Source organism: Saccharothrix sp. S26 (assembly GCF_021390395.1).
Taxonomy (GTDB): domain Bacteria; phylum Actinomycetota; class Actinomycetes; order Mycobacteriales; family Pseudonocardiaceae; genus Actinosynnema.
The window spans coordinates 362,535-387,726 of sequence record NZ_JAJUWT010000005.1 but is presented as its reverse complement, the minus strand read 5'-3'; the positions used below and the strand labels follow the sequence as shown (position 1 = coordinate 387,726).

The window sequence follows — 25,192 nt, the reverse complement described above, 5'->3', positions numbered from 1 at the left end:
CCGTGCCGACCTCGCGGGCCACGCGCGTGACCTCGTCCGCGAAGGACGACAGCTGGTCGACCATGGTGTTGATGGTCGACTTGAGCTCCAGGATCTCGCCCCGCGCGTCGACCGTGATCTTCTGCGACAGGTCGCCACCCGCCACCGCCGTCGTGACCTGCGCGATCGACCGGACCTGCGCGGTGAGGTTGTTGGCCATGAAGTTGACCGAGTCGGTCAGGTCCCGCCAGGTCCCCGCGACCCCCGGTACTTGCGCCTGACCGCCGAGCCGCCCGTCCGTGCCGACCTCGCGGGCCACGCGCGTGACCTCGTCCGCGAAGGACGACAACTGGTCGACCATCGTGTTGATGGTGTCCTTCAGCTCCAGGATCTCGCCGCGCGCGTTCACCGTGATCTTCTGCGACAGGTCACCCCGCGCCACCGCCGTCGCGACCTGCGCGATGTTGCGGACCTGGGACGTGAGGTTGCCGGCCATGAAGTTGACCGAGTCGGTCAGGTCCCGCCAGGTACCGGCCACCCCCGGCACCTGCGCCTGACCACCCAACCGCCCGTCGCTGCCGACCTCCCGCGCCACCCGCGTCACCTCGGCCGCGAACGACGACAACTGGTCGACCATCGTGTTGATCGTGGTCTTGAGCTGCAGGATTTCGCCGCGCGCGTCCACGTCGATCTTCTGCGACAGGTCGCCCTGCGCGACCGCCGTCGTCACCTGGGCGATGTTGCGGACCTGGGACGTGAGGTTGCCGGCCATGAAGTTGACCGAGTCGGTCAGGTCCCGCCAGGTACCGGCCACCCCCGGCACCTGCGCCTGACCGCCGAGCCGCCCGTCCGTGCCGACCTCGCGGGCCACGCGCGTGACCTCGTCCGCGAAGGACGACAGCTGGTCGACCATGGTGTTGATGGTCGACTTGAGCTCCAGGATCTCGCCCCGCGCGTCGACCGTGATCTTCTGCGAGAGGTCGCCCTGCGCCACCGCCGTCGCCACCTGCGCGATGTTGCGGACCTGCGAGGTCAGGTTGTTCGCCATGAAGTTGACGTTGTCGGTCAGGTCCCGCCACGTCCCGGCGACCCCCGTGACCTGCGCCTGACCGCCCAGCCGCCCGTCCGTGCCGACCTCGCGGGCCACGCGCGTGACCTCGTCCGCGAAGGACGACAACTGGTCGACCATCGTGTTGACGGTGTCCTTCAGCTCCAGCATCTCGCCCGCCACCGTCACGGTGATCTTCTGCGACAGGTCGCCCTGCGCCACCGCCGTCGCCACCTGCGCGATGTCGCGCACCTGCTTGGTCAGGTTGTCGGACATGAAGTTGACCGAGTCGGTCAGGTCCTTCCACGTGCCCGCCACCCCCGGCACGACGGCCGTGCCGCCCAACCGCCCGTCCGTGCCGATCTCACGGGCCACGCGCGTGACCTCGCCCGCGAACGTCCGCAGCGTCGCCGTCATCGAGTTGAAGCTCTCGACCAGCGCCGCGACCTCGCCCCGCGCGTCGACCACGATCTCCTGCGACAGGTCGCCCTCGGCGACCGCGGCGAGCACGCGGCTCAGCTCGGCGGTCGGGCGGGTCAGGTCCTCGACGAGGCCGTTCACCGCGTCCGCGGCCGTCGCCCAGCCGCCGGTGGCGGTGCTCGGGGCCAGCCGCTCGCCCAGCCTGCCCTCCTGGCCGACCGACTGGCGCACCCGCACCAGCTCGCCGACCAGCCACTGGTTGCGCTCGGCGATCTCGTTGAATGCCTCGGCCAGCGCGGCTGTCACCCCGTCGCGGGGCACGACGAGGCGACGGCGGAAGTTGCCGTCCTTCATCTCCCGCATCGCGGTCAGCAGTCGGGCCAGGGTCACGTCCGTGTCGTCCTGGGCGGTCGTCACACGAGCCTCCGATGTCAGCGCAACTGCGCCAAGCCTGCCACTGTTGGAGGCGGCTTGTCCGATAGGTTGGGTCGACCCGACACACAGGAGCCGTGATGGCCCAGGGCTACCGGCAAGGCGCCGACACGGGCCTCGACCTCGACGCGTGGCGTCGTGTGGTCGACGGCTTCCACGAGGCCGTCGTCGTGCTGGACCCGGAAGGCGTCGTCCGGTTGGTCAACTTCCTCGCGTCCGTGCTGTTCCCGCAGGCCAGAACCGGCTCGATGCTGCCCGAGGACGTGGCCCGGACCACCGGCCGCGGTCGGCGACAGGACCTCGGCGGCGGGTGGGTCGCCTGGTACCGGGGCGTGGACGACTACCTGGACGAGGCCGCGCGCCGGATGGCGTCTCGGACCGAACGCGCCGACGCCGTGAAGGCCGTGGTCGAGCTGGCACCCGCCGAGCACACCGTCGTGGTGCTGCCGGGCGCGCGCGGCCGTCTCGAATGGTGGCGGCGCACCCCCGGCGGCGACGTCGCCGTGGCCCGCACCACGCGGCAGGTGGCCGACACCGCGCCCGGCTTGACCGCCGTGCTCGACCACGTCGTCGAGCACGCGGAACTCACCGAACTGGGTGACGGGCCGTGGGGCGTGTCGGGGGTCGGCGTGGCCGTGCCGCTGACCGAGGGCGGCGCGCTGGTGTGCTTCGGCGGCACGTGGACCGTGGACCTGCTCCAGCGGTACGCGGCACGGGCCGCGGCGGCGGTCGAGGCGAGCACCCGGTTCAGCGAGCAGCAGCGGACCGTGGAGGCCCTGCGGGCGAACCTGCTGCCCACCGCGCTGCCCGACCTGCCCGGGGTCCGCCTGGCCAGCGTCTACGAGCCCGCGCACCGGCGGGTGCTGATCGGTGGCGACTTCTACGACGTGCACCCGCGCGAGGACGGCAGCGCGGCGTTCGTGCTGGGTGACGTGGCGGGCAACGGCCTGGAGGCCGCCGCGCACAGCGGCCGGGTGCGGCAGAGCCTGCACACCCTCCTGGTGGTCGAGCAGCGGCCGGCGCAGCTGTTGCACCTGCTCAACGCGGCGCTGCGGGCGGCGGGCAGCCGCCTGTTCACCACGCTGGTCGTCGGCTCGATGATGCCCGTGCAAGCGGGCGGCCTGCGGTTGACGCTGGCCGCGGGCGGCCACCCCGCGCCGCTCGTGCTGCGCGCCGACGGGCGGGTCGACGAGGTGGCCGTGCACGGCGGCATCGTCGGCGTGCTGTCGGAGGTGCGGTTCAACCAGACGACCGTGGCCCTCGCGCCGGGGGAGACGTTGCTGCTCTACAGCGACGGGCTGACCGAGGCGCGCAACCACGGCGACCGGCAGCAGTTGTTCGGCGACGTGCGGCTGAAGGCGGCGCTGCGCGACTGCGCGGGGCTGTCGGCCGAGGCGGTGTCGGACCACCTGCGGCGGGTGGTGTTCGACTGGCTGGGGCCCGCCGAGCACGACGACCTGACGTTGCTGGTGTTGCAGGCGGCGCCGTGAAGGCCGTCGCCGGACTGGGACCGGGTGACGTGGAGCCACCCCTGGCCGCGGTCGCGGTCGCACACCGCCGGTTGTTCGCGGCGATCGCCGACCTCACCGACGCGCAGGTCGCGGAGCCGTCGTTGCTGCCGGGCTGGACGCGGGGGCACGTGCTGGCGCACCTGGCCGACGCCGCCCGCGCCCGCGCTCGGGTGGTCGAGCGCGCGGCACGGGGTGAACGGGTCGAGCTGTGGGAGCCGGGGGAGCGGGACGCGATCATCGAGGCCACCGCGTCCCGCAGCGCCGCCGAGCACCGCGCCGCCACCGTCGAGCACGCCTCCCGGCTGGAACGGGCGTGGGCGGGCGTCACCGACTGGTCCGCGTCCGCAGACCCCGACCCGGTGCCGCCGGTGTTCACCCGGTGGCGCGAGGTGTGGATCCACTTGGTCGACCTCGACGTGGGGGTGCGGCCCGCGGAGTGGAGCGCGGAGTTCGCGGTGCACACGATCGCCGTGCTGAGGTCGCGGCTGCCTGATGGCGTGGCGCTGCGGGCGACCGACGTGCCGCGGACGTGGGGGACGGGCACGGAGGTGGTGGGCGGGGTGCGCGACCTGGCCGCCTGGCTCGCCGGCCGGGTGCCCGACGCGCCGCCGACCTGCGCCGTGCCGCTGCCGGAGCTGGGCCCGTGGCCGTCGTACCCGGCGCGCCGTCAGGATCTGCCGGACTGAATCACCGCAGCCACCCGGCGCCCGGCCCCATGCGGGTCGGAGTGCGCTGTGGATCTCCATGGCCTTGTCCGCAGGCGGGTCAACAATGGCAACATCCCGATAAGAATTGCAGCGCTGCGTTCAATCGCGAGCCGTCCAACCCACCCGGAGCGCGTGGCGCGTCGATGGAGGCGACCTGCGGATCTATTCGCAACGCTTCGCTCAGTGTTGCAACGGCCTTGGTGAAAAGTTTCAGGGCTTGGGGATGCCACGAACTGCCGGTTCGGGAACGACCGCGACCCCGCGCCCGTCGCGCCTCCGACGCGTCCTCCGGCTGGTGCGGCAACGGACGGCGCGTCGCTGAACTGTCCGAAATGGACAGTGGTGAACCCGGCTTCACGGGCGGGGCGACCCCGCCGGCGACGGCCGGCACCCGGTGGGACAGCGGGCCGGTGCGGGCGTCGCCGGGCTTCCGGTGAGTGGAAGATCCCGTTGACCTGGCTCCGGCGCGCTCCTTAGCGTTCGCCGCACGTTCGCCCCTGCCCGCCGCACGACGCCGCGAGTTCCGGCCGTGCACACCCGGAGGTCCGATTGGCCACCATCGCGCCCCTCCCGGAGGCCGTCGCGCACGTCGTGCGCGACGGCGACACCGTGGCCTTCGAGGGGTTCACCCACCTGATCCCGTTCGCCGCCGGGCACGAGGTGATCCGGCAGGGCAGGCGCGACCTGACCCTGGTCCGGATGACGCCCGACGTGCTGTACGACCAGCTCATCGGCGCGGGCTGCGCGCGCAAGCTGGTGTTCTCGTGGGGCGGCAACCCCGGTGTCGGCTCGCTGCACCGGTTCCGCGACGCCGTGCAGAACGGCTGGCCGCGGCCGCTGGAGCTGGAGGAGCACAGCCACGCCGGCATGGCCAACCGGTACGTCGCCGCCGCGTCCGGGCTGCCGTTCGCCGTGCTGCGCGGCTACACCGGCACCGACCTGCCCGCCCAGACGGCGAACATCGCGGCGGTGACCTGCCCGTTCACCGGCGAGGTGCTGACCGCGGTCGCCGCGCTGAGGCTGGACGCCGCCGTGGTGCACGCCCAGCGCGCGGACCGGCACGGCAACGTGCAGCTGTGGGGCATCACCGGCGTGCAGAAGGAGGCGGTGCTGGCCGCGACCCGGTCGCTGGTCACCGTCGAGGAGGTCGTGGACGAGCTGGAGCCGCGGCCCGGCGCGGTGGTGCTGCCGTCCTGGGTCGTGGACTACGTCGCCGAAGCGCCGGGCGGCGCGCACCCGTCCTACGCGCACGACTACTCGGTGCGCGACAACGACTTCTACGTGGCCTGGGACGAGATCAGTCGCGACCGGGAGAAGTTCGCGCAGTGGTTGGAGGGCATCGCGTGAGCACCGACCACGACTACAGCTCCGACGAGATGATGACGGTCGCGGCGGCACGGGCGCTGCGCGACGGCGCGGTGTGCTTCGTCGGCATCGGGCTGCCCAGCACGGCGGCCAACCTCGCCCGCCGCACGCACGCGCCGGACCTCGTGCTGGTCTACGAGTCCGGCACGATCGGCGCGAAACCCGACCGGCTGCCGCTGTCGATCGGCGACGGCGTGCTGGCCGACACGGCGGTCAGCGTGGTCGGCGTGCCGGAGATCTTCAACTACTGGCTGCAACCGGGCCGGATCGACGTCGGCTTCCTCGGCGCGGCCCAGCTGGACCGGTTCGGCAACATCAACACCACCGTGATCGGCGGCGACTACCGCAACCCCGGCGTGCGGCTGCCCGGCGCGGGCGGCGCGCCCGAGATCGCCGCGTCGTGCCGCGAGGTCGTCGTGGTGGTGCGGCAGACCAGGCGGGCGTTCGTGGAGCGGGTCGACTTCGTCACCTCGTTCGGCTTCGGCTCGGGGCCGGGCGAGCGGGAAGCCCTGGGCCTGACCGGCGCGGGACCCCGGCTGGTGATCACCGACCTGGGCGTGCTGCGGCCCGACCCGCGCACCCGGGAGCTGGTGCTCACCGCGGTGCACCCCGGCGTCGACCCGGCGACCGCGCGCGAGCGCACCGGTTGGGACCTCGAGGTCGCCGACGAGCTGGAGCACAGCGAGCCGCCCACCGACCGCGAGCTCGCCGTGCTGCGCGAGCTGACCCGCTAGACACCCGTCCTCTCGGCACGACGAACAGGAGATCCCGGTGCCGACCGATCCGCCGCACACCTACCGGTCCGACACGCCGTCGCACCCGCCCGTGTCCTTCCCCGAGTACCGGTCCAACGTGCTCCGCGCCCCGCACCGGCCGTTCGTGCTGCTGCCGCAGCGCCTGGGCGAGATCACCGGGCCGCTGCTCGGCGAGGGCCGCGTCGGACCTCACGACAACGACCTGACCCTGGGCCACGACGGCGAGCCGCAGGGCCAGCGCATCATCGTCTCCGGACGCGTGCTCGACGGCGACGGCCGGCCCGTCGCCGGCACCCTGCTGGAGGTCTGGCAGGCCAACGCGGGCGGCCGGTACCGGCACGACCTCGACCGCCACCCCGCGCCCCTGGACCCGAACTTCACCGGCGTGGGCCGCGTCGTCACCGACGCCGAGGGCCGCTACTCCTTCACCACGATCCAGCCCGGCGCGTACCCGTGGCGCAACCACGACAACGCCTGGCGGCCCGCGCACATCCACTTCTCGCTGTTCGGCACCGCGTTCACCCAGCGGCTGGTGACCCAGATGTACTTCCCGGGCGACCCGCTGTTCGACCAGGACCCGATCTTCAACTCGGTCCGCGACCCGAAGGCCCGCGAGGCGATGGTGGCCCGGTTCGACCTCGGCACGACCGTGCCCGAGTGGGCGTTGGGCTACCGGTGGGACATCGTGCTGCGGGGCAAGAACCCCACGCCGCTGGAGGAAGAGGACGACGATGAGTGACTCCCACGGCGGGCTCCAGACCACCCCGTCGCAGACCGTGGGCCCGTTCTTCTCGTTCGGCCTGGAGTGGGCCGACGGCCCGTTCGTGGTGCCCGAGGGCACGCCCGGCGCGTTCCGGATCGGCGGCACGGTCTACGACGGCGCGGGCGCGCCGGTGCCCGACGCGGTGGTCGAGACGTGGCAGGCCGACCCCGACGGCCGCTTCGCCCACCCCGACGACCCGCGCGGCGCGGTGCGCTGGAAGGATTTCCGCGGCTTCGGCCGCAGCGCCACGGACCCCGAGGGGCGGTACTCGCTGCTGACCGTGAAACCCGGTCCGCTGCCCGCGGCCGGGGGCGGGGGCGGCTGGGAGGCACCCCACCTCAACGTGTCGGTGTTCTGCCGGGGCATGCTGGTGCGACTGGTCACGCGGATCTACTTCCCCGACGAGGAGGCCAACGCCGAGGACCCGGTGCTCACCTCGGTCGAGGAGAGCAGGCGGGCCACGCTCGTGGCCGCGAGCGCACCGCACGGCTACCGCTTCGACATCCACCTGCAAGGGGAGCATGAAACCGTCTTCTTCGAGCTCTGAGCACGGCGGCCGGTCCGCCGGACCGCGGGAACCGGGCACGCGCTCGCTGTGGGGCACGTTGTTCACCGACCCGGACGTGGACGACGAGACCTGCGACCGGGCGTGGTTGCGGGCCATGCTGGACTTCGAGCGCGCGCTGGCGATCGTGCAGGCCAGGGCGGGCATCGTGACAGAGGAGGCCGCCCGGATGGTCGTCACGGCCATCGACGTCGGCCACTACGACCCGGTCGCCCTCGGCGAGGGCGCGCTGACCTCGGGCACGCCGGTCGTGCCGCTGGTGCGGGCGATCGGCGCGCACGTCACCGCGGAGGGCCGCGCCGCCGTGCACAACGGCGCGACCAGCCAGGACGTGCTGGACACCGCGTTGTCGCTGGTCGCGTTCCGGGCGCTGGGGCCGATCCTGGCCGGGCTGCGGGGCGTGGCCGCCGAGTGCGAGCGGCTCGCCGAGCGGCACCGGGACACGCTCATCGCCGGCCGCACGCTCACCCAGCACGCGCTGCCGACCACGTTCGGGCTCAAGTGCGCGGGCTGGCTGGTCGCGGTGGACGAGGCCGACGACGCGCTGACCCGCGTGCGCACCCAGCGGCTGGCCGTGCAGTTCGGCGGCGCGGCGGGCACGTTGGCCGCGGTGCGCTCGGGCGGTGACCTGACCGGGCAGCTCGCCGCCCAGCTCGGCCTGGCCGCGCCGCTGATCCCGTGGCACACCGACCGGACCAGGGTGGCCGAGCTGGCGTGCGCGCTGGGCGAGGTGTCCGGGGTGCTGGCCAAGATCGCGCAGGACGTGGTGCTGCTCGCGCAGACCGAGGTCGCCGAGGTGGCCGAGGGCGACGGCGGCACGTCGTCGGCGATGCCGCACAAGCACAACCCGGTGCGCGCCGTCCTGGTGACCGCGTGCACCCGCCGCGTGCCGGGGCTGGTGGCCACGGTGCTGTCGGCGATGGCGCAGGAGCACGAACGCGCGGCCGGCGCGTGGCACAGCGAGTGGCAGACCGTCACCGAGCTGCTGCGCCTGGTCGGCGGCGCGGTGCGCGGCACCCGTGAGCTGCTGTCGCGGCTGCGGGTCGACCCCGAGCGGATGCGGCGCAACCTGGACCTGACCGGCGGCCTGCTGATGGCCGAGAACGTGGCCGTGCGGCTCGCGGACCGCATCGGCCGGTCGGAGGCGCAGGAGCTGGTCGCCGAGGTGTGCCGGACCGCGGTGGCGGCCGGGCAGTCGCTGCGCGACGCGCTGCTGGCCGACCTGCGGATCGGGTTGTCGGAGGAGGAGCTGGACGACGCGCTCGACCCGGCCGGGTACACCGGCCGCGCGGGCGAGTTCACCGACCGCGCCCTGGCGGCGCACCGGGGGAGGAGCCGACCGTGAAGCCGCACTACGAGTTGAGCGGGCCGCCGGACGCGCCGGTCGTCGTCCTGGGCAACTCGCTCGGCACCACGACCGCGTTGTGGGACCGGCAACTGCCCGTGCTGCTGCGGCGGTTCCGGGTGCTGCGGTACGACCACCGGGGTCACGGCCGTTCCGGGGCGGTGGACGGGCCGTACCGGATCGACGACCTCGCCGACGACGTGCTGGAGCTGCTGGACGCGCTCGGGCTGGACCGCGTGTCGTACTGCGGCGTGTCGATGGGCGGCATGGTCGGCATGTGGCTGGCCGGGCACGCGCCGGAGCGGATCGAGCGGCTGGTGCTGTGCTGCACGACGGCCGGCTTCGCGTCCGCGCAGCCGTGGCTGGACCGCGCGGCGGCCGTGCGGGCGTCGGGCACCGGTTCCCTCGCGCCCGCCGCGGTGGGCCGGTGGTTCACCCCGGCGTTCCGCGAGCGGTCACCGGAGGTGGTGTCCGCGTTCGCGGCGGGACTGTCCTCTGTGGACGACGAGGGTTACGCGGGGTGCTGCGAGGCGTTGGCGGCGATGGACCTGCGGTCCGTGCTGCCGGCGATCGAGGCCCCCACAGCCGTCATCGCGGCCGAGTGCGACGAGGCCACGCCGCCGGAGTGCGGCCGGTTCATCGCCGACTCCGTGCCGGGCGCGACGTTCCACCTCGTGCCCGGGGCGCACCTGGCGAACGTGGAGTCGGCCGACGAGGTCTCGGCGATCCTGGAGGCGCACCTGTGAGCTTCGACGAGGGCATGCGCGTGCGGCGGGAGGTGCTGGGCGACGAGCACGTCGACCGGGCGATCGCCGGCACCGACGCGTTCACCGCCGACTTCCAGGACTTCATCACCCGCTACGCGTGGGGCGAGGTGTGGACCAGGCCGGGACTCGACCGGCGGGCGCGCTCGTGCGTCACGCTGGCCGTGCTGGCCGCCCTGGGCCAGGAACACGAACTGGCCATGCACGTCCGCGCGGCCCTGCGCAACGGCGTGACGGCGGAGGAGATCAAGGAAGTCCTGCTGCACGTGGGCATCTACGCGGGCCTGCCCGCCGCGAACCGCGCCTTCGCCGTGGCGCAACCGATCCTGGCGGAGGCGCGACCTACAGCCTGACCATCTCCTCGTACGCCTCCCTCAACTCCACCGCTTCCGGCAACCCTCGCGCTTCCACGGCGTGCACCACTTCAGCGGCGCGCCAGTGGTTGGAGGGAACCACGCACCCGGACGTGATGGCCCGCAACGTGTGGCCGCACGCTTCGTCCAGTCGGTCCGTGGTCAACAGCGCCAGCGACAGGTCGATGTTGGCCGACGCGACCCGACGCGGCCACGTCGTCGGATCGTCTCCCGCGCCGAGCCGCCGGATGATCTCGCGGGCGTACCCCTCGGCGGCCGGGTCGCCGACCCACGCCAACGTCGTCGCCGTGTACGCCACCGCCTTGTCCGGGTCGTAGCGGTAGTGGTGCTCAGGCCGGTCCGGCCTGGTCAACCCCGCGGCAAGCCGTTGGACCTCCTGGATCGCCGCGTATGCCTCACTCCGTCTCCCCAGCCGCGCCAGGGCTCGCCCCTCCTGCGCCGCGGCCTGGATCGCGGCGGAACCGTCGGCGGGCGCGATGGCCTTCGCCGTCCGCGACAGCTCCAGTGCCTTGTCGTGATCGCCGTCCGTCAGCGTGCGCCACGCCTCCGTCTCGTACACCCACGCACGTATCTCGTCGTGCCCGGCGTGCCTTGCGAGGCTGGCAGCGGTCTTGAGCCGAGCCGTGGCGGCCGATGACTGGTTGAGGTCGATGTGCACCGTGGCACCGAGCAGGGACAACCAACCGCCGACGACGAGCAACCGTTGGTGTTCGGCCAGCGTCTTGCGGGCGTCGAGCAACCGGGTGACGTATCCGAGGTGTTGCCGAACCCGACCGAGCAACGCGGTGGGTGGTGTCCGCGGATACGCGATCGCCAAGTCGTCGACGGCGGCTTCCAGGCGCTCCAACGTCTCCTGGCCGACGTCGCTCGCGTTGATCCGGCGCACGAGTTCGAGCGCGTCCTGCTCGTCGTCGGATGCGTGCGCGGGCCAAGGCTGGATGGCGACGGGGGACAGCAGTTCGGCCAACTCGTCCGTGCTGATCCCGAGCAGCCGGGCGAGCTTCGGACGCTGGTGGGGCAAGGGTTCCCGGGTTCCCGTCTCCCAGCGCGCCACGGTCGAACGGTCGACGTACATCGCTTCGGCGAACGATTCCTGAGTGAAACCCGCCGCCTTCCGAGCGCGGATGAAGGCGGTTCGCCGTACTGCCATCGGGTGACCTCCTGGCGTTGACCCGCTGACCGTCATCGCTGGTCGAGCGTACCGCTGTCACAGGTCGGCCACGGCAAGGAACGTCCTGGCGCTGTCGTGGGAGGCGTCGCGCCCCCACATTCGATCAAGACCGAGCGTCATCCGCGGCAAGCGCAGGAAAGGAACAGCTGTGCCGAGCAACAAGGTGGCCATCCCGCCGTCCACGACATCGGAAGCGGCCCTGGACTACGTCGAGAGGGGGTGGCCCGTCGTTCCCGGAGCCATCTGGCACGACGGGCACTTCGCCGACCCGACCGACGAGCGGCAGGTCGTCAACCCTCTCCTCCTGGGGGTCGACCAAGCGACCACCGACGCCGAGGAAGCGCGAGTGATGTGGTCGGTCCCCGGCTTGAACCGGCCCAACGTGTTCACTGTGACGGGTTCCGGGCTCGGTGCTTTCATGGTGTTCGACTCGCTGGCCGAGGCGATCGCCCGCCATCCCGCGTTCGTCGTCCGGCGGACGCCGGTGCTCGTCATCCAGGGGATGCCGTCGGCCTACTTCCTCGTCCGACCCCCGGTTCCGTCCGTGTTGCTGAACGGTGAGGCACGCGTGGTCGCGTCAGGCACACCCGTGACGTTGCCACCGAGCGCCTTCGGCGAGACAGCGGTGATGTGGTCGGTCACACCAGGGGAGGCGAACGGCACGTTGATGGCAGGCGGCGAGCCGGCCGACATCGTCGAGAACTTGGAGGGCGCGTGAACGTGGTGGCGGTCGTGGAGCAGGACTTGGTGCCCGCGGTGGTGCTGCATGAGGTTGCGAGCGAGAGTGCGCCTCGACTGTTCGCCGTGGTCGAGGAGTACGGCGAAGGGGAGGTGCGTGCCGCCGGTTACGGCCTGGCCTACGCGGAGCGTGCCGAGGTCGACGCGGTCGAGGGCGGCTTCCGGCTCAGCTCCGACAGCGCGGAGAGCGCACGGGCGCTGTTCGAGATCAGTTCGCGGTCGGCGGGTGTCCGACGGGTGCATTTGGTGTGGTTGGACGAGGCCGGCGCACCGTAGGACAAGGCGGCGGCACCGCGCCCCGCGGGGGAGAGCGGTGCCGCCGCACGGGGGCGGTCAGGAGTTGCGGACTTCGGATGTGATTTGTTGGCCGGATTCGCGGGCGTGTTGGCCGACTTCCTGGGCCGAGCCCTTCGCCTGCTCCACGGTGGTCTGCGTGGCTTCCTGGGCGACCTGCTTCACCTGGTCCGCCGCCTCGCCGACCATGGTGCCCGCGTCCTGCTTCAGTTTCTGCACGGACTCGGTGAGGGCTTCCTTCACCGGCTCCATCGCGCCGCCGGCGCGTTCGCTGAGCTGCCGGACGGCGTCCTGCTCCGCCCGCGTCGCCGGGATCAGCGTGGCGACCAGCGCGCCCGCGCCGAACGCGATCAGCCCCGCGGCCAACGGGTTGCCGCGCGCCTGCTGCCGCGCCTGCTCGGGAGCCCGCTGGACCGCGTGCGCGGCCTCCTGCGCCTTCTCACCGACCACGGACGCGGCCTGCTGCGCCTTGTCGCCCACGGTCGAGGCGGCGTCCTGCGCCCGCTCGCCCATCGCGGACGCCATGCCCGAGGTGCGGTCCTGCACCGTCGAGGCGGTCTCCGGAACCGTGCCCATGACTCGCTCCTTCAACGTGCTCATCCGGTGCCGCACCCGGTCCACCCGGCGTTGGGCGATGTTGCGCGGCCTGGTGTGGTCGACGATCCGGTTGGCGTCCGCCACCAGCTCCGCGCGAGTCCGGTCGATGTCGTGCCTTATTTGGTCGGGTGACGGGCCCATTCCGCGTCCTCCTTCAACGTCTCGATCGTGCGCTCCGGCTTGGGGTTGACCTGGCGCAGCCGCGAGCGGCCCGCGGAGAACAGGGCGAACCCGGCGATGCCCCACAGCACGGCGACGACGAGCGTCGCCCAGCCCAACCCCATGAACGTGGCCAGGCCGAACGCCAGCGCCAGGCTCAGCAGGACCGCGGTCATGTACCCCGCGAACCCGGCCGCGCCCAGCATCCCGGCGGCCTTGCCCGCCTTCGTGGCCTCCTGCCTGATCTCGGCCTTGGCCAGCTCCAGCTCCTGGCGCATCAGCCGCGACAGGTCCTCGGTCAGCTCGCCGACGAGCTGGCCCAGCGACGCCTGCTCCTCGGCCGGCGGCACGGGACCGCCCGCCGGGACGGCCCCGCCCGCGGGCACGCGGCTCTCCGGCACGTGGCCGCCCGTCAACCGGGTCTCAGCGCTGGACATACGGCGACCCCTCCGGCTGGTAGGGGGCGCGCGGCGACGGCGTCGGGTGGTCCGACGGGATCTGCGGCGCCAACGTGCCGTACTCCGACGGCATCGGCGACGGCGACGACGGCGTCGCGGTCGCGCTCGGCACGGCCGTCGGCGTGGTCACGGGCGTGGTCGGCGTCTGGTCGGTGTACCCGCGCTGCGGCTGCGGCTGCCGTGACTGCGACTGGTCGGACCCGCTCATGCTCTTCGCGGCGCGGGCGACCAGGAAACCGGCCACCGCCGCGCCGATCAGGAACGTGCCCGGCTTGCGCCGCGCGAAGTCCTGCGCCGAGTCCAGCAGCCCGCGCGCACCCCGTTCGTCGAGGTAGCGGGCCGCCTGCCGGCCGGCGTCGGAGACCTGGCGCAACGCGCCGGCGGTCAGCGAGTCGGGGCCGGAGCCGTCGGCCATCGTGCCCAGCTCGTCGGCGATGCGGTCGATCTGCCGCGACACCCGCCGCGCCTGCTCCTCGGCCTCGGTCGCGACCCGTTCCCGCATGTCGCGCACCACGTGCTTGGCCTGACCCGTCGCCTCGTGGGCCACCTGTCCGACCTGGTCACGCGCCGTCGAACCCACCTCTCCGGCGGCCTGCCTGGCGTGCTGCGCCACGGCGGTGCCCTCCTGCCCGGCGGTCTCGCGGACCGCACCCACCTGGTTCTCGTCCACGACTGACTCCTCAAGGTCGGCGTGCTCTCGCCTACCGACCTACCCCCGTGGCGAGCGGCTAACCTCCTTCGCAACAACAACCATTCGCCGCACGCGCACGGTGACCGCACGACTACGCGGAACCGGCCGGAAATGGGGACGACCCCGCGGCCGGTGTTCGGCCACGAGGTCGTCAGGGCTGGTCGGGAAGAGGTCAGAAGGAGAAAACCGTGCCCGTCTCCTGCTCCATCACGCACCGGTTCGGGAATTCCTGCACGTAACGCACGGGCTCACCGCGCCACGAGCCGAACGCGACCGCGGTCACCGGTCGGTAATCGAACGTGCACACCTGCGGATCGGTGCCGGGCAACCGCGTGAAATCACCGCCGGCGGCCTCGATCTCGCCGCACGCGGCCCGCGCCAGCCGGTGCTCACCGGCCGCCGGATCGCAGGTCAGCCGGGTCGACTCGACCCCGGTGCCCTCTTCGTGGACCGCCAGCACGAGATCCGTCTCCGGTGGCGCGGCGGACGCCGTGCCGGTGGCGATCAGCGGAGCGGCCAACAGGCCGGAGGCGAACAAGGAAGCCATGAGGGTTCGTGTTCGTCGCATGGGTCAGGGGTGACCACGAGTGCCGGTCGCTATTCAGCAGAATTCGCATCTCACCGGGATGTCGTAATCCGCTCCTGGTGATTTCCAATTCGGTCGGAATTGCTCACCAGGTGGGTCGGGCGGACACGCCACCGTCCACCACCAGGTCGTTTCCGGTGATCCACGACGCCATCGGCGAGGCCAGGAAAACGCAGGCGTCACCCACGTCCTCGGGCCGGCCGAGGCGGGTCAGCGGCGCGGCGCGCGTCCACCGGTCGACGCCCTCGGGCCAGTCGTCGGCCAGGCCGGGCCGGTCGATCAACCCGGGGGAGACGGTGTTGACGCGGATGCCGCGCGGCCCGTACTCCAGCGCGGCCGACCGGGCGTGCATGATGAGGGCGGCCTTCGAGGCGCTGTAGTGCGCGTGCCCGGCGGCGGGGTGCGTGCCCTCGACGGAGGCGATGTGCGTGACCGAACCGCCGGCGGGCAGCACCTCCGCGGCGGCCTGCGTGCAGCAGAACGCGCTGGTGAGGTTCACGTCCACCACCTCGCGCCACTGCGCCGCCGTCATCCCCGCGAGGTCCTGCACCGGCTGCACGCCCGCGTTGTTGACCACCGCGTCCAACCGGCCGCCCCACTCGGCCGCCTCGTGGACCAGGCGGCGGCAGTCGTCGGGGTCGGTCAGGTCGGCCCGCAGGCCGGTCGCCCGCCCACCCGACGCCGTGATCCCGGCGACGAGCGCGGTCACGTCGCTGTGCCGGGTGTGCGCCACGACCGCCGCCCCGGCTCGCGCGAACCGGGCCGCGATCCCGTGCCCGATGAGCCCGCCGGCTCCCGTGACGAGCGCGACCGTGCCCGCGAGAAGTCCTGTCACGGACACGGACCGTAGCGCCGAGTGCCCGTCATCGCAGCGGCCCGATCACACCGGCACGAGCGCGCTGTGCGGTTCGGCGGGCAGCTCCACGCGGATCTCGTCGCCGGGCCGGACCACGCCGCCGACCAGCACGACGGACATGATGCCCGCCCGGCGCACCACGTTGCCGTCCTCGTCGCGGCCGACGACCTGCTTGAGCAGGCCGTCCTGGAACGCGTCGATCTGCGGGCACGGGTTGCGCAACCCCGTCACCTCGACCACGGCGTCCGGGCCGAGGCGCAGCCGCGTGCCCGTGGGCAGCCCGAGCAGGTCGACCCCGCGAGTGGTCACGTTCTCGCCCAGCCGACCCGGCCCGACCTCGAAGCCCGAGGCGTTCAGCTCGTCGTGCAGCTCGGCGTGCATGAGGTGCACCTGGCGGAGATTGGGCTGGGTCGGGTCGCGGCGCACGCGTGACCGGTGCTTCACCGTGACGCCCTGGTGCACGTCGCCCTCGACGCCGAGGCCCGCGACGAGCGTGATCGCCTCCTGGTTGGGCTTGGTGAACGTGTAGTCCCCGCTCCGGCTCACGGCCGCGACCATCCCCATGAACGGAGACCCTACCGAAGTAAGACTTCACGGGGCCGCGGCGATATGACAGGTGCACACGTTCCGCGGGGGCGATCATGAACTACGAGTTGAACCACCGGGCGCGGGCCCTGCTGCGGGCCATCGCGGCCGGCCGGGCCGAGGTGACGCGCAGCGTCGAGCCGGACCTGAGGGTGGACGGGCTGCTGTGCAGCGACCAGTCGGCCGCGCGCGAGCTGGCGCACGCCGGGCTGCTCCGGCCCGCCGTGCCGGGTGACTCGGGCTCGTGGGTGCCCGCCGAGCTGACGCCGGCGGGTCACGCCGTGCTGGCCTGACCGCGGCCGCACTGGACCATTCCACCCCAGGGGCGATGCCACCGGTTGTCCACCGATCCCGGCCGCACGCCTTTTTGCGGCTTCGCCTCGACGCTTGTCAGGGAAATTGGGAAACGTCGTAGTCATCATACGGCCGGATGCCGGAAAACGCTATGAACGGTGTCGCGCGACTTCAGTGAATCGGCGTTCGCGCTGCTCAACCCACAGTCTTGAGCACGGCACACCTGCTCGCTAGTGTCGATCACATGATCGAGGGGAGCGGCGGTCCGACGTCGTCGCAAATCACTTTCCGGCGTCCGCGAGTCGCTGATGGCGCGGCGATGTGGCGGATCGCCCGCGATTCCGGCGGGCTGGACGTCAATTCCCCGTACAGCTATCTGCTGTGGTGCCGTGATTTCCCGGCCACGTCGGCGGTGGGTTGTCTCGACGGCGAGGTGGTCGCGTTCGCGACCGGGTACCGCCGTCCCGATGAACCGGACACGCTGTTCGTCTGGCAGGTGGCGGTCGCAGGCGGGCACCGCCGCCGCCGCGTCGGCCTGGGACTGCTCGACGCCTTGGTGGCACAGGCGACCCGATCGGGGCCGGTGACGTTCGTCGAGGCGACCGTGACGCCCGGCAACCCGGCCTCGCGCAGGCTCTTCGAGTCCTTCGCCGCCGCGCGTGGCTGCGACCTTCGCACCCGCCCCCTGTTCGGCGCACCCGACTTCGCCAGCGCCGCGTCCCACGAGGACGAGGTGCTGCACCGCATCGGACCGCTGGCGCGCTGAGCGCCACGCGTGCCCGTCACCCACGACCGGACGGAGAGCAGCGCGATGCCGAACGCGTTCGACCACCTCGACTCCAACGTCAGCAACTACTGCCGGCAGTGGCCGGTGGTCTTCGACCGGGCGGTTGGCAGCCACCTGTACGACGAGTCGGGACGGGCCTGGCTGGACTTCTTCACCGGCGCCGGCGCGCTGAACTACGGCCACAACCACCCGGACCTGAAGAAGGCGCTGTTGGCGCACCTGGAACGCGACGGCCTGGTGCAGGGGTTGGACATGTGGACCGGCCCCCGGCGCCTGCTGCTGTCCACCCTCGACGAGGTGGTGCTTCGACCTCGGGGCCTGGACTACAAGGTGCAGTTCTCCGGTCCCGCGGGCACGACCGCCGTCGAAGCCGCCCTCAAGCTCGCGCGCAAGATCACCGGCCGCCGCCGCGTGGTCGGTTTCGTCAACGGGTTCCACGGGATGACGCTCGGCGCGCAGTCCTTGGCGGGGTCGGCGCGCCGGCACGACACCGGCGTCCCACCGCGCGACACCGTGCTGATCCCGTTCGACGACGGGACCACCCCGAGCGCTCCCGGAGCGGACCGCTGGGCCGTGCTCGACGGGGACGGCACCGACCCACCCGCGGCGGTGGTGGTCGAGACCGTCCAGGGCGAGGGCGGTGTGAACGTCGCGCGCGCGGAGTGGCTGCGGTCCCTCTCCGCGGCCTGCAGGCGCAACGGGGTGCTGCTCATCGTCGACGACGTGCAGATGGGCTGTGGCCGGACCGGCCCGTTCTTCAGCTTCGAGGCCGCCGGCGTGCGCCCCGACATCGTGTGCCTGTCCAAGTCCTTGAGCGGGTACGGGTTGCCGCTCGGCCTCACCCTGTTCCGCCGCGAGCTGGACCGGTGGCGGCCCGGCGAGCACAGCGGGACGTTCCGGGGGGTGGGGCCCGCCCTGCTCACCGCCGCGCGGGCGTTGGAGCTGTTCTGGGCCGACGACGCCCTCGCCGACCGGACGGCGGTCAACGCGGCCGTGCTGGCGCGGTCGCTCGCGGACATCGCCGGTCGACGGCCGGACCTGGACCCGGTCGTGCGCGGGCGCGGCATGGTGTGGGGGCTGGCGTTGCGGCGCCCGGGTGATGCGGCGGCCGTCGCGCGCGAGGCGTTCCGGCGGGGTCTGCTGGTGGAGACGGCCGGGCCGCGTGACGAGGTGGTCAAGCTGATGCCCGCGCTGACCATCCCGGCCGACGAACTGGCCCGGGGTTTGCGGATCCTCGCCGACGCGGTGGACGCGCTGCCAGGCGCGCCGGTGGCGCGACGACAGGAACAGGAAGGGATGCTCGCATGATCGTCCGCACGCTCGACCAGATCAGTGGTACCGAACGGGATGTCGTCGCAGCCACTTGGCGCAGCCGACGGCTCGTCCTGGCCGGTGACGGTGTCGGCTTCTCCTTGCACGAGACGGTGATGTACGCGGGCACCGAGACGGCGATGTGGTACACCAACCACGTCGAGGCGGTGCTGTGCGTTGAGGGTGAGGGGGAGCTGGTCGACGGGGAGAGCGGCGACCGGCACCCGTTGCGGCCCGGCACGATGTACCTGCTGGACGGCCACGAGCGGCACACCGTCCGCGCGACGACCCAGTTGCGCATGGTGTGCGTGTTCACGCCCGCGCTGACCGGCCGCGAGGTGCACGACGACAAGGGCAGCTACCCGCCGGCCGCCTCCGACGACGACCGGTAGGACCCGGCCTGCAGCTCGTACAGGTCGCGGTAGATCCCGCCCTCGGCCATCAACGCGTCGTGGTCGCCGGCCTGGACGAGCCTGCCCTCGGCCAGCACCAGGATGAGGTCGGCGTCGCGGACGGTAGAGAACCGGTGCGACACCACCAGGGTGATGGACCCGTTGTTGGACGTGCGGCGCGCGGTGGCGGCGTACCGCTCGAACAGCAGGTGCTCCGTCTGAGGGTCCAGCGCCGAGGTCGGCTCGTCGAGCACCAGCAGGAGCGGGTCCTCGCGCATCATCGCGCGGCCGACGGCGAGCTTCTGCCACTGGCCGCCGGACAGCTCCGTGCCGTCCGGGAAGGAGCTGCCGAGCAGGGTGTCCAGGTCACCGTCGAAGCGGTCGAGCACGTCCTCCGACCCGGCCCGGCGCAGTGCCGCGCGGACCGCTGGGTCGGAGTCGGCCAGCGGCAGTTCGCCGACGCCCACGACGTGGCGGACGGACAGCTCGAACCGGACGAAGTCCTGGAACCCCGCGGCGATGCGGCGCTGCCAGGCCGCCGGGTCGAACCGCCGCAGGTCCACGCCGTCCACCTCGATCGTGCCCGCGTCCGGTTCGTGGAACCGGCACAGCAGCTTGACCAGCGAGGTCTTCCCGGCCCCGTTCTCGCCGACCAGCGCCACGGTCGCGCCCGCGGGCAGGAACACGTCCAGTCGGTCGGCCACCGGCCGCTTCGCGCCGGGGTAGCCGAACGTTACGCCGCGCAGCCGGATGCCCTCGCGGATGCGGTCGGGTGGCAGCACGGCGTCCGACGGCGTCCCGGTCGCGGTGACGCCGCGCGCCCACCGCAGCGACGCCATCGCCGCGGCCGACCGCTGGAGGTCGCGCAGCAGGGCGGACGCGCTGGTGACCTGCCCGGCGACCTGCCCGGCGAGCGTCACGGCGAGCACGACGTCACCGGCGCTGTGCCGGCCCGACACCGCGTCCAGCACGACGGTCAGCGTCACGGCGGCGTACACGGCGGCGAACACGCCCTGGCCCGCGAGGCGCAGCAGCGCCGCCCGCGTCTCGGCGCGTACCAGCTCGTCCGAGGCGGTGCGCCACAGCTGCGCGTGCCGTCGGCGGACCTCGTCGCCGAGCTCGCACACCCGCAACTCCATGGCCGGGCCACGGTCGGCCACCATCGCGAAGAGGTGCCACGCGCGGCGCCTGACCTCCGACACCCGCTCCCGGGCCGCCGCCACCACTGCCTCCGCCCGCCGCCCGGCGACCACCGGCGGCACGGACGCCAGCGGCAGCAGGAGCAGCCACGGGTCGAGCGAGCCGAGCAGCACCGCGGTCATCCCGATGCCCGCCACCAGCCCGAGCGACGGCACCAGCGCCTGCACGCCGTTCCAGCCGACGCGCTGCAACTCCTGCCGCAGCACGTGGAGCCGGTCGGCGTACTCGGGCCGTTCGTGGTGGTCGAGCCTGGCGGACCCGTTGGCCACGTCCACGAGGGCCCGGTCGAACCGCAGCAGGGTCAGCTCGCCCAGCTCCTCGTACGCCAGGTGGGCGAAGTTCCCCAGCACCAGCGAGGCGACGACCAGCCCGGCCGTGGCCGCCGCCGCACCGACGGCGCGCCCGACGTCGCCTGCGACCGAGGCGTCGGTGAACACCGCCAGCACCGCGGACGCCAGCGGCAGGGCGACCGCCTGGCCGATCATCAGCACTGCGGCGACCAGGAGCCGGCGCGGATCCTCCCGCCAGGCCACGTGCAGCAGGTCCGCGCACCCGCCCAGGATCCCGCTCATCCGGACACCCCCGTCCGTCCGACCTGGCCGTCCCGGGGCGCGGGGTCGAGGAACCGGTCCGCCTGCAACCGGAACATCCGCGCGTAGAGGCCGTCGCGGGCGATCAACTCGTCGTGCCCTCCAACCTCCGCCCGCGCCCCGCCGTCGAGCACGACGATCCTGTCGGCGTGCCGGACGCTGGACAGCCGGTGCGAGATCAGCAGCGAGGTCACCCCCCGGGTCAGGGTGGCGAACTGTCGGAAGAACGCCGCCTCGGCGCGGATGTCCAGCGCCGCGGTCGGCTCGTCCAGCACCAGCAGCTTCGCCCCGGCGCCCACCGCGTACAGCGAGCGGGCGATGGCCACGCGCTGCCACTGGCCGCCGGACAGGTCGGTGCCGCCCGCGTACCCGCCCGACACCGGGGTGTGGAGTCCGTGCGGCAGCCGCGTGGCGAACTCCAGCAACCCGACCTGGCGCAGCGCGTCGCGCACCGCCTCGACGTCGAGCGGCACGTGCGCCGCGCCGAGCGCCACGTTCTCCGCCAGCGACAGCTCGTACCGGATGAAGTCCTGGAAGATGACGCTGACCTGGCGCCGCCACGCCTGCACCGGGAACCGGCGCAGGTCGATGCCGTCCACCAGCACCGCGCCGTCCTCTGGCTCGTAGAGCCTGGTCAGCAGCTTGACCAAGGTCGTCTTCCCCGCGCCGTTGACGCCGACGAGCGCGGTGCACCGACCCGCGGGCAGCTCCAGCGACAACCCGCGCAGCACCGGTGGCGAGCCCGCCGCGTACCGGAAGTCCACGCGGTCGAGGCTGATCCCGGTGCGCGGCAGCCCGACCGGGTCGGCCGCGGGACGCCGCACCGGCAACTGCCGCGTCGCGGCCGTGATCCGGCGGTCGAAGCTGTCCTGGCTCGTCGCCGCCCACATCCCGAACTGGCTCGGCACGTCGGACTCGGGGTAGTGGTCGCCGAGCAGCAGGGCGGCCACCGTCGCCTGGAGCACCAGGCTCAACCCGGTCAGCGTCAGCCCGCCGGTGCCGACCGCGTGCGCGACCGAGACGAGCACCAACGCGCCGATCACCAGCCCGATCGCGCTGAATCCGAGGTACGGGTACAGGTAGATCCGGCGACGCTCCCGCCACACCCGGTCCAGCCAGTCGCGCACCGCTCGGGCGTGGCGCCCGGCCAGCCATCCGGCCAGGCCGAAAACGCGGATCTCCTTGCCCGCCGCACGGCCCGTCGCCAGGTCGCGCAGGTAGTCGCTGCGGGTGACGAGAGGGGTGATCTCCTGCCACACCCGCGAGTACCGGCGCAGCCCGCCGCGCTGGCCGTAGCGGAAGACGAGGGTGGCCGCGAGCAGCGCCGCCCCCTGCCACCAGGACAGCACCGCGGCGACGATCGCGACGAAGCCCGCAAGACGGGTGTAGCGGGCGGCCAGGGCCAACTGGCCGACGAGCGCGGTGCCCGGGGTTTCCCAGTCCTCCCGCAGCCGCAGCGACGCCTCCTTGAACAGGTCGACCGTCACCCGGTCCTCCATCGGCGCGATACCCGGACTGCGCAGGGCGGACTCGATCAGCCTGTCGTGCACCCGACCGTCCACGCGGCGCTGGACCAGTTCGGCCAGCGGCGTGTGCAGCGTCGTCGCGACGTGCTGGAGGAAGAACGTGCCGGCCGAGGCCGCCAGCAACCACCAGAGGGCCGGACCCGGCGCGCCGCCGCCCGCCAGGTGACCCACGTGGCCGATGAGAGCGCTTACCGCGATGACGAACGCCACCGGCAGCACACCCGCCACCACGTTCACCGCGAGGAGTGCCGCGACCGGGCCGACGCCGGCGGCCGGCACGTACCGGAGGATGAGTTTCCGGGGTCTTATGGCTTGTTCGACCCACTCGTGCCAGACCAGCATGCGCCGTGCTCCCCGCGTTCGGCTCGATGACCGGGCGAGTATCCACGGCCCTGTTCCGCACCGACAAGGCCCGACACCGAAGGATTTCCGCCGGGTTGAACACCGCTCGCCCGGACTGGTACTTGCTAATGTGCAGGCGCGAACAGGAGGAACGGGTTGTGACTTCGGCGGCGATTTTCGTGTACGACTATTCAACCTCCGGCGTGGCGTACTCCGGTGGCCGTTACCACGCGTTGTTGATGGCCCACGCCATGGCGCACGCGGGCGCCGACGTGACGGTGGTGACCAACACGGTCCCGGCGGCGCGCGCCGACCTGGACGACGTCTCCGCGCCGGTGCGCTACATCACGACCCCGGGGTACGACCCGGCGGAGGTGGCGGACGACTTCGACGTGGTCGTCGTGGCGCCGACCGGCGGCTTCCACCCACCCTTCTACTCCTGCGCCGAGCAAGTCGCCGCACGGTGCGGCGCCGCCCTCGCGGTGCTGAACTACGAGAGCGCCAACTGGTTCAACAAGTACGCGCCCACCCCGGACCACCCGGAGGTGTGGGACTACTGGCGTCGAGTCGTGGTGCGGGGCGGCATCGTCCTGTCCAGCACCCTGGAAGCGGACCGCCACGCCCGCGACTACTACCGGTCCGACGTGGGCGCGCTGCGGTTCGAGCAGTGCTACCCGCCGCTCAACAGCGTGGTGGCCGACCGCGTGCCGCACGGCGACAAGGACGGCAGCGTGCTGTATTTCGCCCGGCCGTTCCACGACCACAAAGGCGGCGGCGACGTGCTGGCACTGCCCGCCTCCGCGTTCGCCGGACGCACCTTGCGGCTGGTCTTCGGCGGTCCGGTCGACGTGGAATTCGTCGCGGCGCTGGAGGCGAAATTCGCCACCGTGCCGGGTGCTTCCGTCGAGGTGCACAACCGAATCCCCGACTCGACCAAGTTCGCATTGTTGGCACGTGCCGGCGCGGTGTTGTTCCCGAGTTGGTTCGAGGGTTTCGGATATCCCCCGGTCGAGGCGGCTTATCTCGGCACGGAGTCGGTCTGTTACGATTTGCCGGTGCTGCGGGAAACACTCGGCGACGTGGCGACGCTGGTGCCGGTCGGCGAGGTGGACGCCCTGGCCGACGCGTTGGACGCCGTGCTGACACAGCCTCGGCCCGGCCCCGTGCTGCGGGCGGCCGTGGCCGGGAAGGTGCGCTTCGACCTCGTCGGCGAACGCTTGGTCGCCGCCCTCGACCCGGCACCCGGCCCGCTCACCGCGCACCCGCCGGCTGGTCGTTACACCGTGCTATGGGGCCCGTGGGCGGTCGAGGACATCGACCTGACGACGCCTCGGCCCGACGCACTCGACTTTCCCCCGATGCCCTCGTTCGGTGCCGCGACGCCTGCGGCCGGCTCCCGGGTGGCGATCTCCCTCACGACGTGGTCGCCGGCACCGGTGACGGGCAGCCACCTCCGCCGCGGTGACGAGGTCGTGGGTGCCGACCGCGTCACGCCCGGTGAACGACGCGGGACGTGGCGGCGCACGGACTGCGCCTTCACCGTCCCCGCCGACTGGGTCGGCGCGGACTTGGCCATGGTGGTCCACGGTGCGGATGGCGCGCCCGCGCGGGCCCGCGAGGTGCTGCGCGTGGTGGAAGCGGCGCCGCGGTGACGACCTGGTCCGAGTTGCGCCGCGGCGCGGTGCTGTTCGAGGACGAAGCGGCGTTGGTGCTGGCCAAGCCGCCGGGCATCGCCGTCATGGGCGAGCGGCACGGCACCGACCTCGTCCGGCTCGCCGAGGAGGCGGGCGAGACCCTGTTCCCGGCGCACCGCATCGACAAGAACACCTCCGGGGCGATCCTGTTCGCCAAGCGGCTGGAGTTCCACGGCGACCTCACCCGCCAGTTCAACAAGCGCACGGTCGACAAGGCGTACCTGGCGGTGACCGCGTCCACCGGGCTGCCCGAGCGCGGCCGGATCACGCTGCCGTTCAGCGTCGGCCGCAAGAACCGGGTCCGGGTGGCGGGCAACCGGTCCGACATCGGGTTCGACGCGCAGCGGTCGCGCTGGTCGCTCGCGCCGGGCACCGAGTTCGGCCACGTGCGGACCTACCCGTCGGACACCGGCTTCGCGCGGGCCTGGCACGACGACCGGCACACGCTGCTGGTCGTCGTCCCGCACACCGGGCGGCGTCACCAGATCCGCGTGCACCTGGCCTGGATCGGCCACCCCATCCTGGGCGACCCGCTGTTCGACAAGAACGCCGAGGCGGCGGGGCTGCGCACGTTCCTGCACTCGTGGCGGTTGGCGTTCGACGCGGCCTGGGCGGGCGGGGCGCGCGTCGAGGTGCTCGCCCCGCCCGGCCCGGACTTCTGGCAACCCGTCACGCCGCCGCCGTCGGACGAACTGCTCGACCGGACCTACCACCGACTGCGCGAAGACGACGCCCAAGTGGACGTACCGGACGACGACGCGACCGACGACGCCCTGTCCGACGACATCCGTCCCGGAGACCTCCGACCCGGCGACGGGGCGCCGCGGCGCACGGGGGGCAGGAGGCGGCCGCCGCACCGACACCGCGGGCGGTCGGGGTCATCGTGACCGGAG

27 protein-coding genes are annotated in these 25,192 nt (G+C 72.7%); 17 read left to right on the top strand and 10 right to left on the bottom strand.

Annotated features, from left to right (window positions below):
* A partial coding sequence (locus LZG04_RS10625; protein WP_233815662.1) for a HAMP domain-containing protein occupies nt 1-1,810 on the bottom strand: 1,810 nt, incomplete at its 3' end.
* Nucleotides 1,811-1,959: 149 nt separating this feature from the next.
* Here LZG04_RS10625 and LZG04_RS10620 point away from each other — a divergent pair.
* The 9 genes from LZG04_RS10620 (at nt 1,960) to pcaC (ending at nt 10,007) form a co-directional block, all read left to right on the top strand.
* Nucleotides 1,960-3,369 (top strand): PP2C family protein-serine/threonine phosphatase, encoded by a 1,410-nt coding sequence (locus LZG04_RS10620; RefSeq protein ID WP_233815648.1) that lies wholly within the window; start codon nt 1,960-1,962, stop codon nt 3,367-3,369.
* Nucleotides 3,366-4,076, top strand: a complete 711-nt coding sequence (locus LZG04_RS10615; RefSeq protein ID WP_233815647.1) for a maleylpyruvate isomerase family mycothiol-dependent enzyme — start codon at nt 3,366-3,368, stop codon at nt 4,074-4,076. The genes LZG04_RS10620 and LZG04_RS10615 overlap by 4 nt, the downstream gene beginning before the upstream one ends.
* A gap of 570 nt (nt 4,077-4,646) precedes the next feature.
* Entirely contained in the window at nt 4,647-5,444 is a 798-nt protein-coding gene (locus LZG04_RS10610; RefSeq protein ID WP_233815646.1) for a CoA transferase subunit A, read from the top strand.
* A 29-nt stretch (nt 5,445-5,473) separates the two neighbouring features.
* On the top strand, nt 5,474-6,196 hold the full coding sequence (locus LZG04_RS10605; RefSeq protein ID WP_233815661.1) for a CoA-transferase subunit beta: 723 nt from the start codon (nt 5,474-5,476) through the stop codon (nt 6,194-6,196).
* A gap of 37 nt (nt 6,197-6,233) precedes the next feature.
* Nucleotides 6,234-6,956 (top strand): protocatechuate 3,4-dioxygenase subunit beta, encoded by a 723-nt coding sequence (gene pcaH / locus LZG04_RS10600; RefSeq protein WP_233815645.1) that lies wholly within the window; start codon nt 6,234-6,236, stop codon nt 6,954-6,956.
* Nucleotides 6,949-7,527: a protocatechuate 3,4-dioxygenase subunit alpha gene (pcaG, locus tag LZG04_RS10595; protein ID WP_233815644.1), complete on the top strand. Its 579-nt coding sequence runs from the start codon at nt 6,949-6,951 to the stop codon at nt 7,525-7,527. Before pcaH ends, pcaG begins: the two co-directional genes overlap by 8 nt.
* On the top strand, nt 7,502-8,890 hold the full coding sequence (pcaB, locus tag LZG04_RS10590) for a 3-carboxy-cis,cis-muconate cycloisomerase (RefSeq protein WP_233815643.1): 1,389 nt from the start codon (nt 7,502-7,504) through the stop codon (nt 8,888-8,890). Before pcaG ends, pcaB begins: the two co-directional genes overlap by 26 nt.
* Entirely contained in the window at nt 8,887-9,636 is a 750-nt protein-coding gene (gene pcaD, locus LZG04_RS10585; protein WP_233815642.1) for a 3-oxoadipate enol-lactonase, read from the top strand. Before pcaB ends, pcaD begins: the two co-directional genes overlap by 4 nt.
* A complete protein-coding gene (pcaC, locus tag LZG04_RS10580) occupies nt 9,633-10,007 on the top strand; it encodes a 4-carboxymuconolactone decarboxylase (protein ID WP_308199033.1) in 375 nt (124 codons plus the stop codon). The genes pcaD and pcaC overlap by 4 nt, the downstream gene beginning before the upstream one ends.
* Here pcaC and LZG04_RS10575 read toward each other — a convergent pair.
* Nucleotides 9,997-11,178 (bottom strand): helix-turn-helix transcriptional regulator, encoded by a 1,182-nt coding sequence (locus LZG04_RS10575; RefSeq protein WP_233815641.1) that lies wholly within the window; start codon nt 11,176-11,178, stop codon nt 9,997-9,999. The two genes, pcaC and LZG04_RS10575, sit on opposite strands and share 11 nt — an antisense overlap.
* A gap of 169 nt (nt 11,179-11,347) precedes the next feature.
* Here LZG04_RS10575 and LZG04_RS10570 point away from each other — a divergent pair, with 169 nt between their 5' ends.
* On the top strand, nt 11,348-11,917 hold the full coding sequence (locus LZG04_RS10570; RefSeq protein ID WP_233815640.1) for a bifunctional DNA primase/polymerase: 570 nt from the start codon (nt 11,348-11,350) through the stop codon (nt 11,915-11,917).
* Complete coding sequence (locus LZG04_RS10565) at nt 11,914-12,213, top strand: hypothetical protein (RefSeq protein ID WP_233815639.1); 300 nt, start codon at nt 11,914-11,916, stop codon at nt 12,211-12,213. The genes LZG04_RS10570 and LZG04_RS10565 overlap by 4 nt, the downstream gene beginning before the upstream one ends.
* A gap of 57 nt (nt 12,214-12,270) precedes the next feature.
* Here the strand turns inward: LZG04_RS10565 and LZG04_RS10560 are convergent, their stop codons facing one another.
* From LZG04_RS10560 to LZG04_RS10535, 6 genes are all read right to left on the bottom strand, one after another.
* Nucleotides 12,271-12,969, bottom strand: a complete 699-nt coding sequence (locus LZG04_RS10560) for a DUF3618 domain-containing protein (protein WP_233815638.1) — start codon at nt 12,967-12,969, stop codon at nt 12,271-12,273.
* Nucleotides 12,945-13,424, bottom strand: coding sequence for a phage holin family protein (locus LZG04_RS10555; RefSeq protein ID WP_233815637.1), 480 nt, complete (start codon nt 13,422-13,424; stop codon nt 12,945-12,947). The genes LZG04_RS10560 and LZG04_RS10555 overlap by 25 nt, the downstream gene beginning before the upstream one ends.
* A complete protein-coding gene (locus LZG04_RS10550; protein ID WP_233815636.1) occupies nt 13,411-14,115 on the bottom strand; it encodes a hypothetical protein in 705 nt (234 codons plus the stop codon). The genes LZG04_RS10555 and LZG04_RS10550 overlap by 14 nt, the downstream gene beginning before the upstream one ends.
* Before the next feature lie 193 nt (nt 14,116-14,308).
* On the bottom strand, nt 14,309-14,683 hold the full coding sequence (locus tag LZG04_RS10545) for an SSI family serine proteinase inhibitor (RefSeq protein ID WP_233815635.1): 375 nt from the start codon (nt 14,681-14,683) through the stop codon (nt 14,309-14,311).
* Between the two features lie 124 nt (nt 14,684-14,807).
* Nucleotides 14,808-15,557, bottom strand: a complete 750-nt coding sequence (locus tag LZG04_RS10540) for an SDR family NAD(P)-dependent oxidoreductase (RefSeq protein WP_233815634.1) — start codon at nt 15,555-15,557, stop codon at nt 14,808-14,810.
* 45 nt (nt 15,558-15,602) lie between these two features.
* Nucleotides 15,603-16,124 carry an MOSC domain-containing protein gene (locus LZG04_RS10535; RefSeq protein ID WP_233815633.1) on the bottom strand — a complete coding sequence of 174 codons (522 nt, stop codon included), beginning with the start codon at nt 16,122-16,124 and terminating at the stop codon, nt 15,603-15,605.
* A gap of 95 nt (nt 16,125-16,219) precedes the next feature.
* On the opposite strand from LZG04_RS10535, the gene LZG04_RS10530 reads away from it, so the two are divergent.
* The 4 genes from LZG04_RS10530 to LZG04_RS10515 all read left to right on the top strand — a co-directional run bounded on the left by LZG04_RS10530 (nt 16,220) and on the right by LZG04_RS10515 (nt 18,947).
* Nucleotides 16,220-16,456: a hypothetical protein gene (locus tag LZG04_RS10530; protein ID WP_233815632.1), complete on the top strand. Its 237-nt coding sequence runs from the start codon at nt 16,220-16,222 to the stop codon at nt 16,454-16,456.
* A 245-nt stretch (nt 16,457-16,701) separates the two neighbouring features.
* Nucleotides 16,702-17,223, top strand: a complete 522-nt coding sequence (gene ectA / locus LZG04_RS10525; protein WP_233815631.1) for a diaminobutyrate acetyltransferase — start codon at nt 16,702-16,704, stop codon at nt 17,221-17,223.
* A gap of 45 nt (nt 17,224-17,268) precedes the next feature.
* Nucleotides 17,269-18,552: a diaminobutyrate--2-oxoglutarate transaminase gene (locus LZG04_RS10520; protein WP_233815659.1), complete on the top strand. Its 1,284-nt coding sequence runs from the start codon at nt 17,269-17,271 to the stop codon at nt 18,550-18,552.
* The gene (locus tag LZG04_RS10515; RefSeq protein WP_233815630.1) at nt 18,549-18,947 is read left to right on the top strand and encodes an ectoine synthase; all 399 of its coding nucleotides are present in this window, start codon (nt 18,549-18,551) and stop codon (nt 18,945-18,947) included. Before LZG04_RS10520 ends, LZG04_RS10515 begins: the two co-directional genes overlap by 4 nt.
* Here the strand turns inward: LZG04_RS10515 and LZG04_RS10510 are convergent.
* The gene (locus LZG04_RS10510) at nt 18,914-20,719 is read right to left on the bottom strand and encodes an ABC transporter ATP-binding protein (RefSeq protein WP_233815629.1); all 1,806 of its coding nucleotides are present in this window, start codon (nt 20,717-20,719) and stop codon (nt 18,914-18,916) included. The two genes, LZG04_RS10515 and LZG04_RS10510, sit on opposite strands and share 34 nt — an antisense overlap.
* Nucleotides 20,716-22,605, bottom strand: coding sequence for an ABC transporter ATP-binding protein (locus LZG04_RS10505; RefSeq protein ID WP_233815628.1), 1,890 nt, complete (start codon nt 22,603-22,605; stop codon nt 20,716-20,718). Before LZG04_RS10505 ends, LZG04_RS10510 begins: the two co-directional genes overlap by 4 nt.
* 5 nt (nt 22,606-22,610) lie before the next feature.
* Between LZG04_RS10505 and LZG04_RS10500 the strand changes: the two genes are divergently transcribed.
* Both LZG04_RS10500 and LZG04_RS10495 read left to right on the top strand, forming a co-directional pair.
* Nucleotides 22,611-24,257: a glycosyltransferase gene (locus LZG04_RS10500; protein WP_233815627.1), complete on the top strand. Its 1,647-nt coding sequence runs from the start codon at nt 22,611-22,613 to the stop codon at nt 24,255-24,257.
* Nucleotides 24,254-25,186, top strand: a complete 933-nt coding sequence (locus tag LZG04_RS10495) for an RluA family pseudouridine synthase (RefSeq protein WP_233815626.1) — start codon at nt 24,254-24,256, stop codon at nt 25,184-25,186. Before LZG04_RS10500 ends, LZG04_RS10495 begins: the two co-directional genes overlap by 4 nt.
* The last annotated feature ends 6 nt before the right edge of the window (nt 25,187-25,192 follow it).

Excerpts from the sequence above, each read along its gene's own strand:
- LZG04_RS10620 (WP_233815648.1), top strand. The coding sequence starts at position 1,960 with ATGGCCCAGGGCTACCGGCAAGGCGCCGACACGGGCCTCGACCTCGAC.
- LZG04_RS10605 (WP_233815661.1), top strand. The coding sequence starts at position 5,474 with ATGATGACGGTCGCGGCGGCACGGGCGCTGCGCGACGGCGCGGTGTGC.
- pcaG (WP_233815644.1), top strand. The coding sequence starts at position 6,949 with ATGAGTGACTCCCACGGCGGGCTCCAGACCACCCCGTCGCAGACCGTG.
- pcaB (WP_233815643.1), top strand. The coding sequence starts at position 7,502 with ATGAAACCGTCTTCTTCGAGCTCTGAGCACGGCGGCCGGTCCGCCGGA.
- LZG04_RS10575 (WP_233815641.1), bottom strand. The coding sequence starts at position 11,178 with ATGGCAGTACGGCGAACCGCCTTCATCCGCGCTCGGAAGGCGGCGGGT.
- LZG04_RS10560 (WP_233815638.1), bottom strand. The coding sequence starts at position 12,969 with ATGGGCCCGTCACCCGACCAAATAAGGCACGACATCGACCGGACTCGC.
- LZG04_RS10555 (WP_233815637.1), bottom strand. The coding sequence starts at position 13,424 with ATGTCCAGCGCTGAGACCCGGTTGACGGGCGGCCACGTGCCGGAGAGC.
- LZG04_RS10545 (WP_233815635.1), bottom strand. The coding sequence starts at position 14,683 with ATGGCTTCCTTGTTCGCCTCCGGCCTGTTGGCCGCTCCGCTGATCGCC.
- LZG04_RS10530 (WP_233815632.1), top strand. The coding sequence starts at position 16,220 with ATGAACTACGAGTTGAACCACCGGGCGCGGGCCCTGCTGCGGGCCATC.
- ectA (WP_233815631.1), top strand. The coding sequence starts at position 16,702 with ATGATCGAGGGGAGCGGCGGTCCGACGTCGTCGCAAATCACTTTCCGG.
- LZG04_RS10520 (WP_233815659.1), top strand. The coding sequence starts at position 17,269 with ATGCCGAACGCGTTCGACCACCTCGACTCCAACGTCAGCAACTACTGC.
- LZG04_RS10515 (WP_233815630.1), top strand. The coding sequence starts at position 18,549 with ATGATCGTCCGCACGCTCGACCAGATCAGTGGTACCGAACGGGATGTC.
- LZG04_RS10510 (WP_233815629.1), bottom strand. The coding sequence starts at position 20,719 with ATGAGCGGGATCCTGGGCGGGTGCGCGGACCTGCTGCACGTGGCCTGG.
- LZG04_RS10505 (WP_233815628.1), bottom strand. The coding sequence starts at position 22,605 with ATGCTGGTCTGGCACGAGTGGGTCGAACAAGCCATAAGACCCCGGAAA.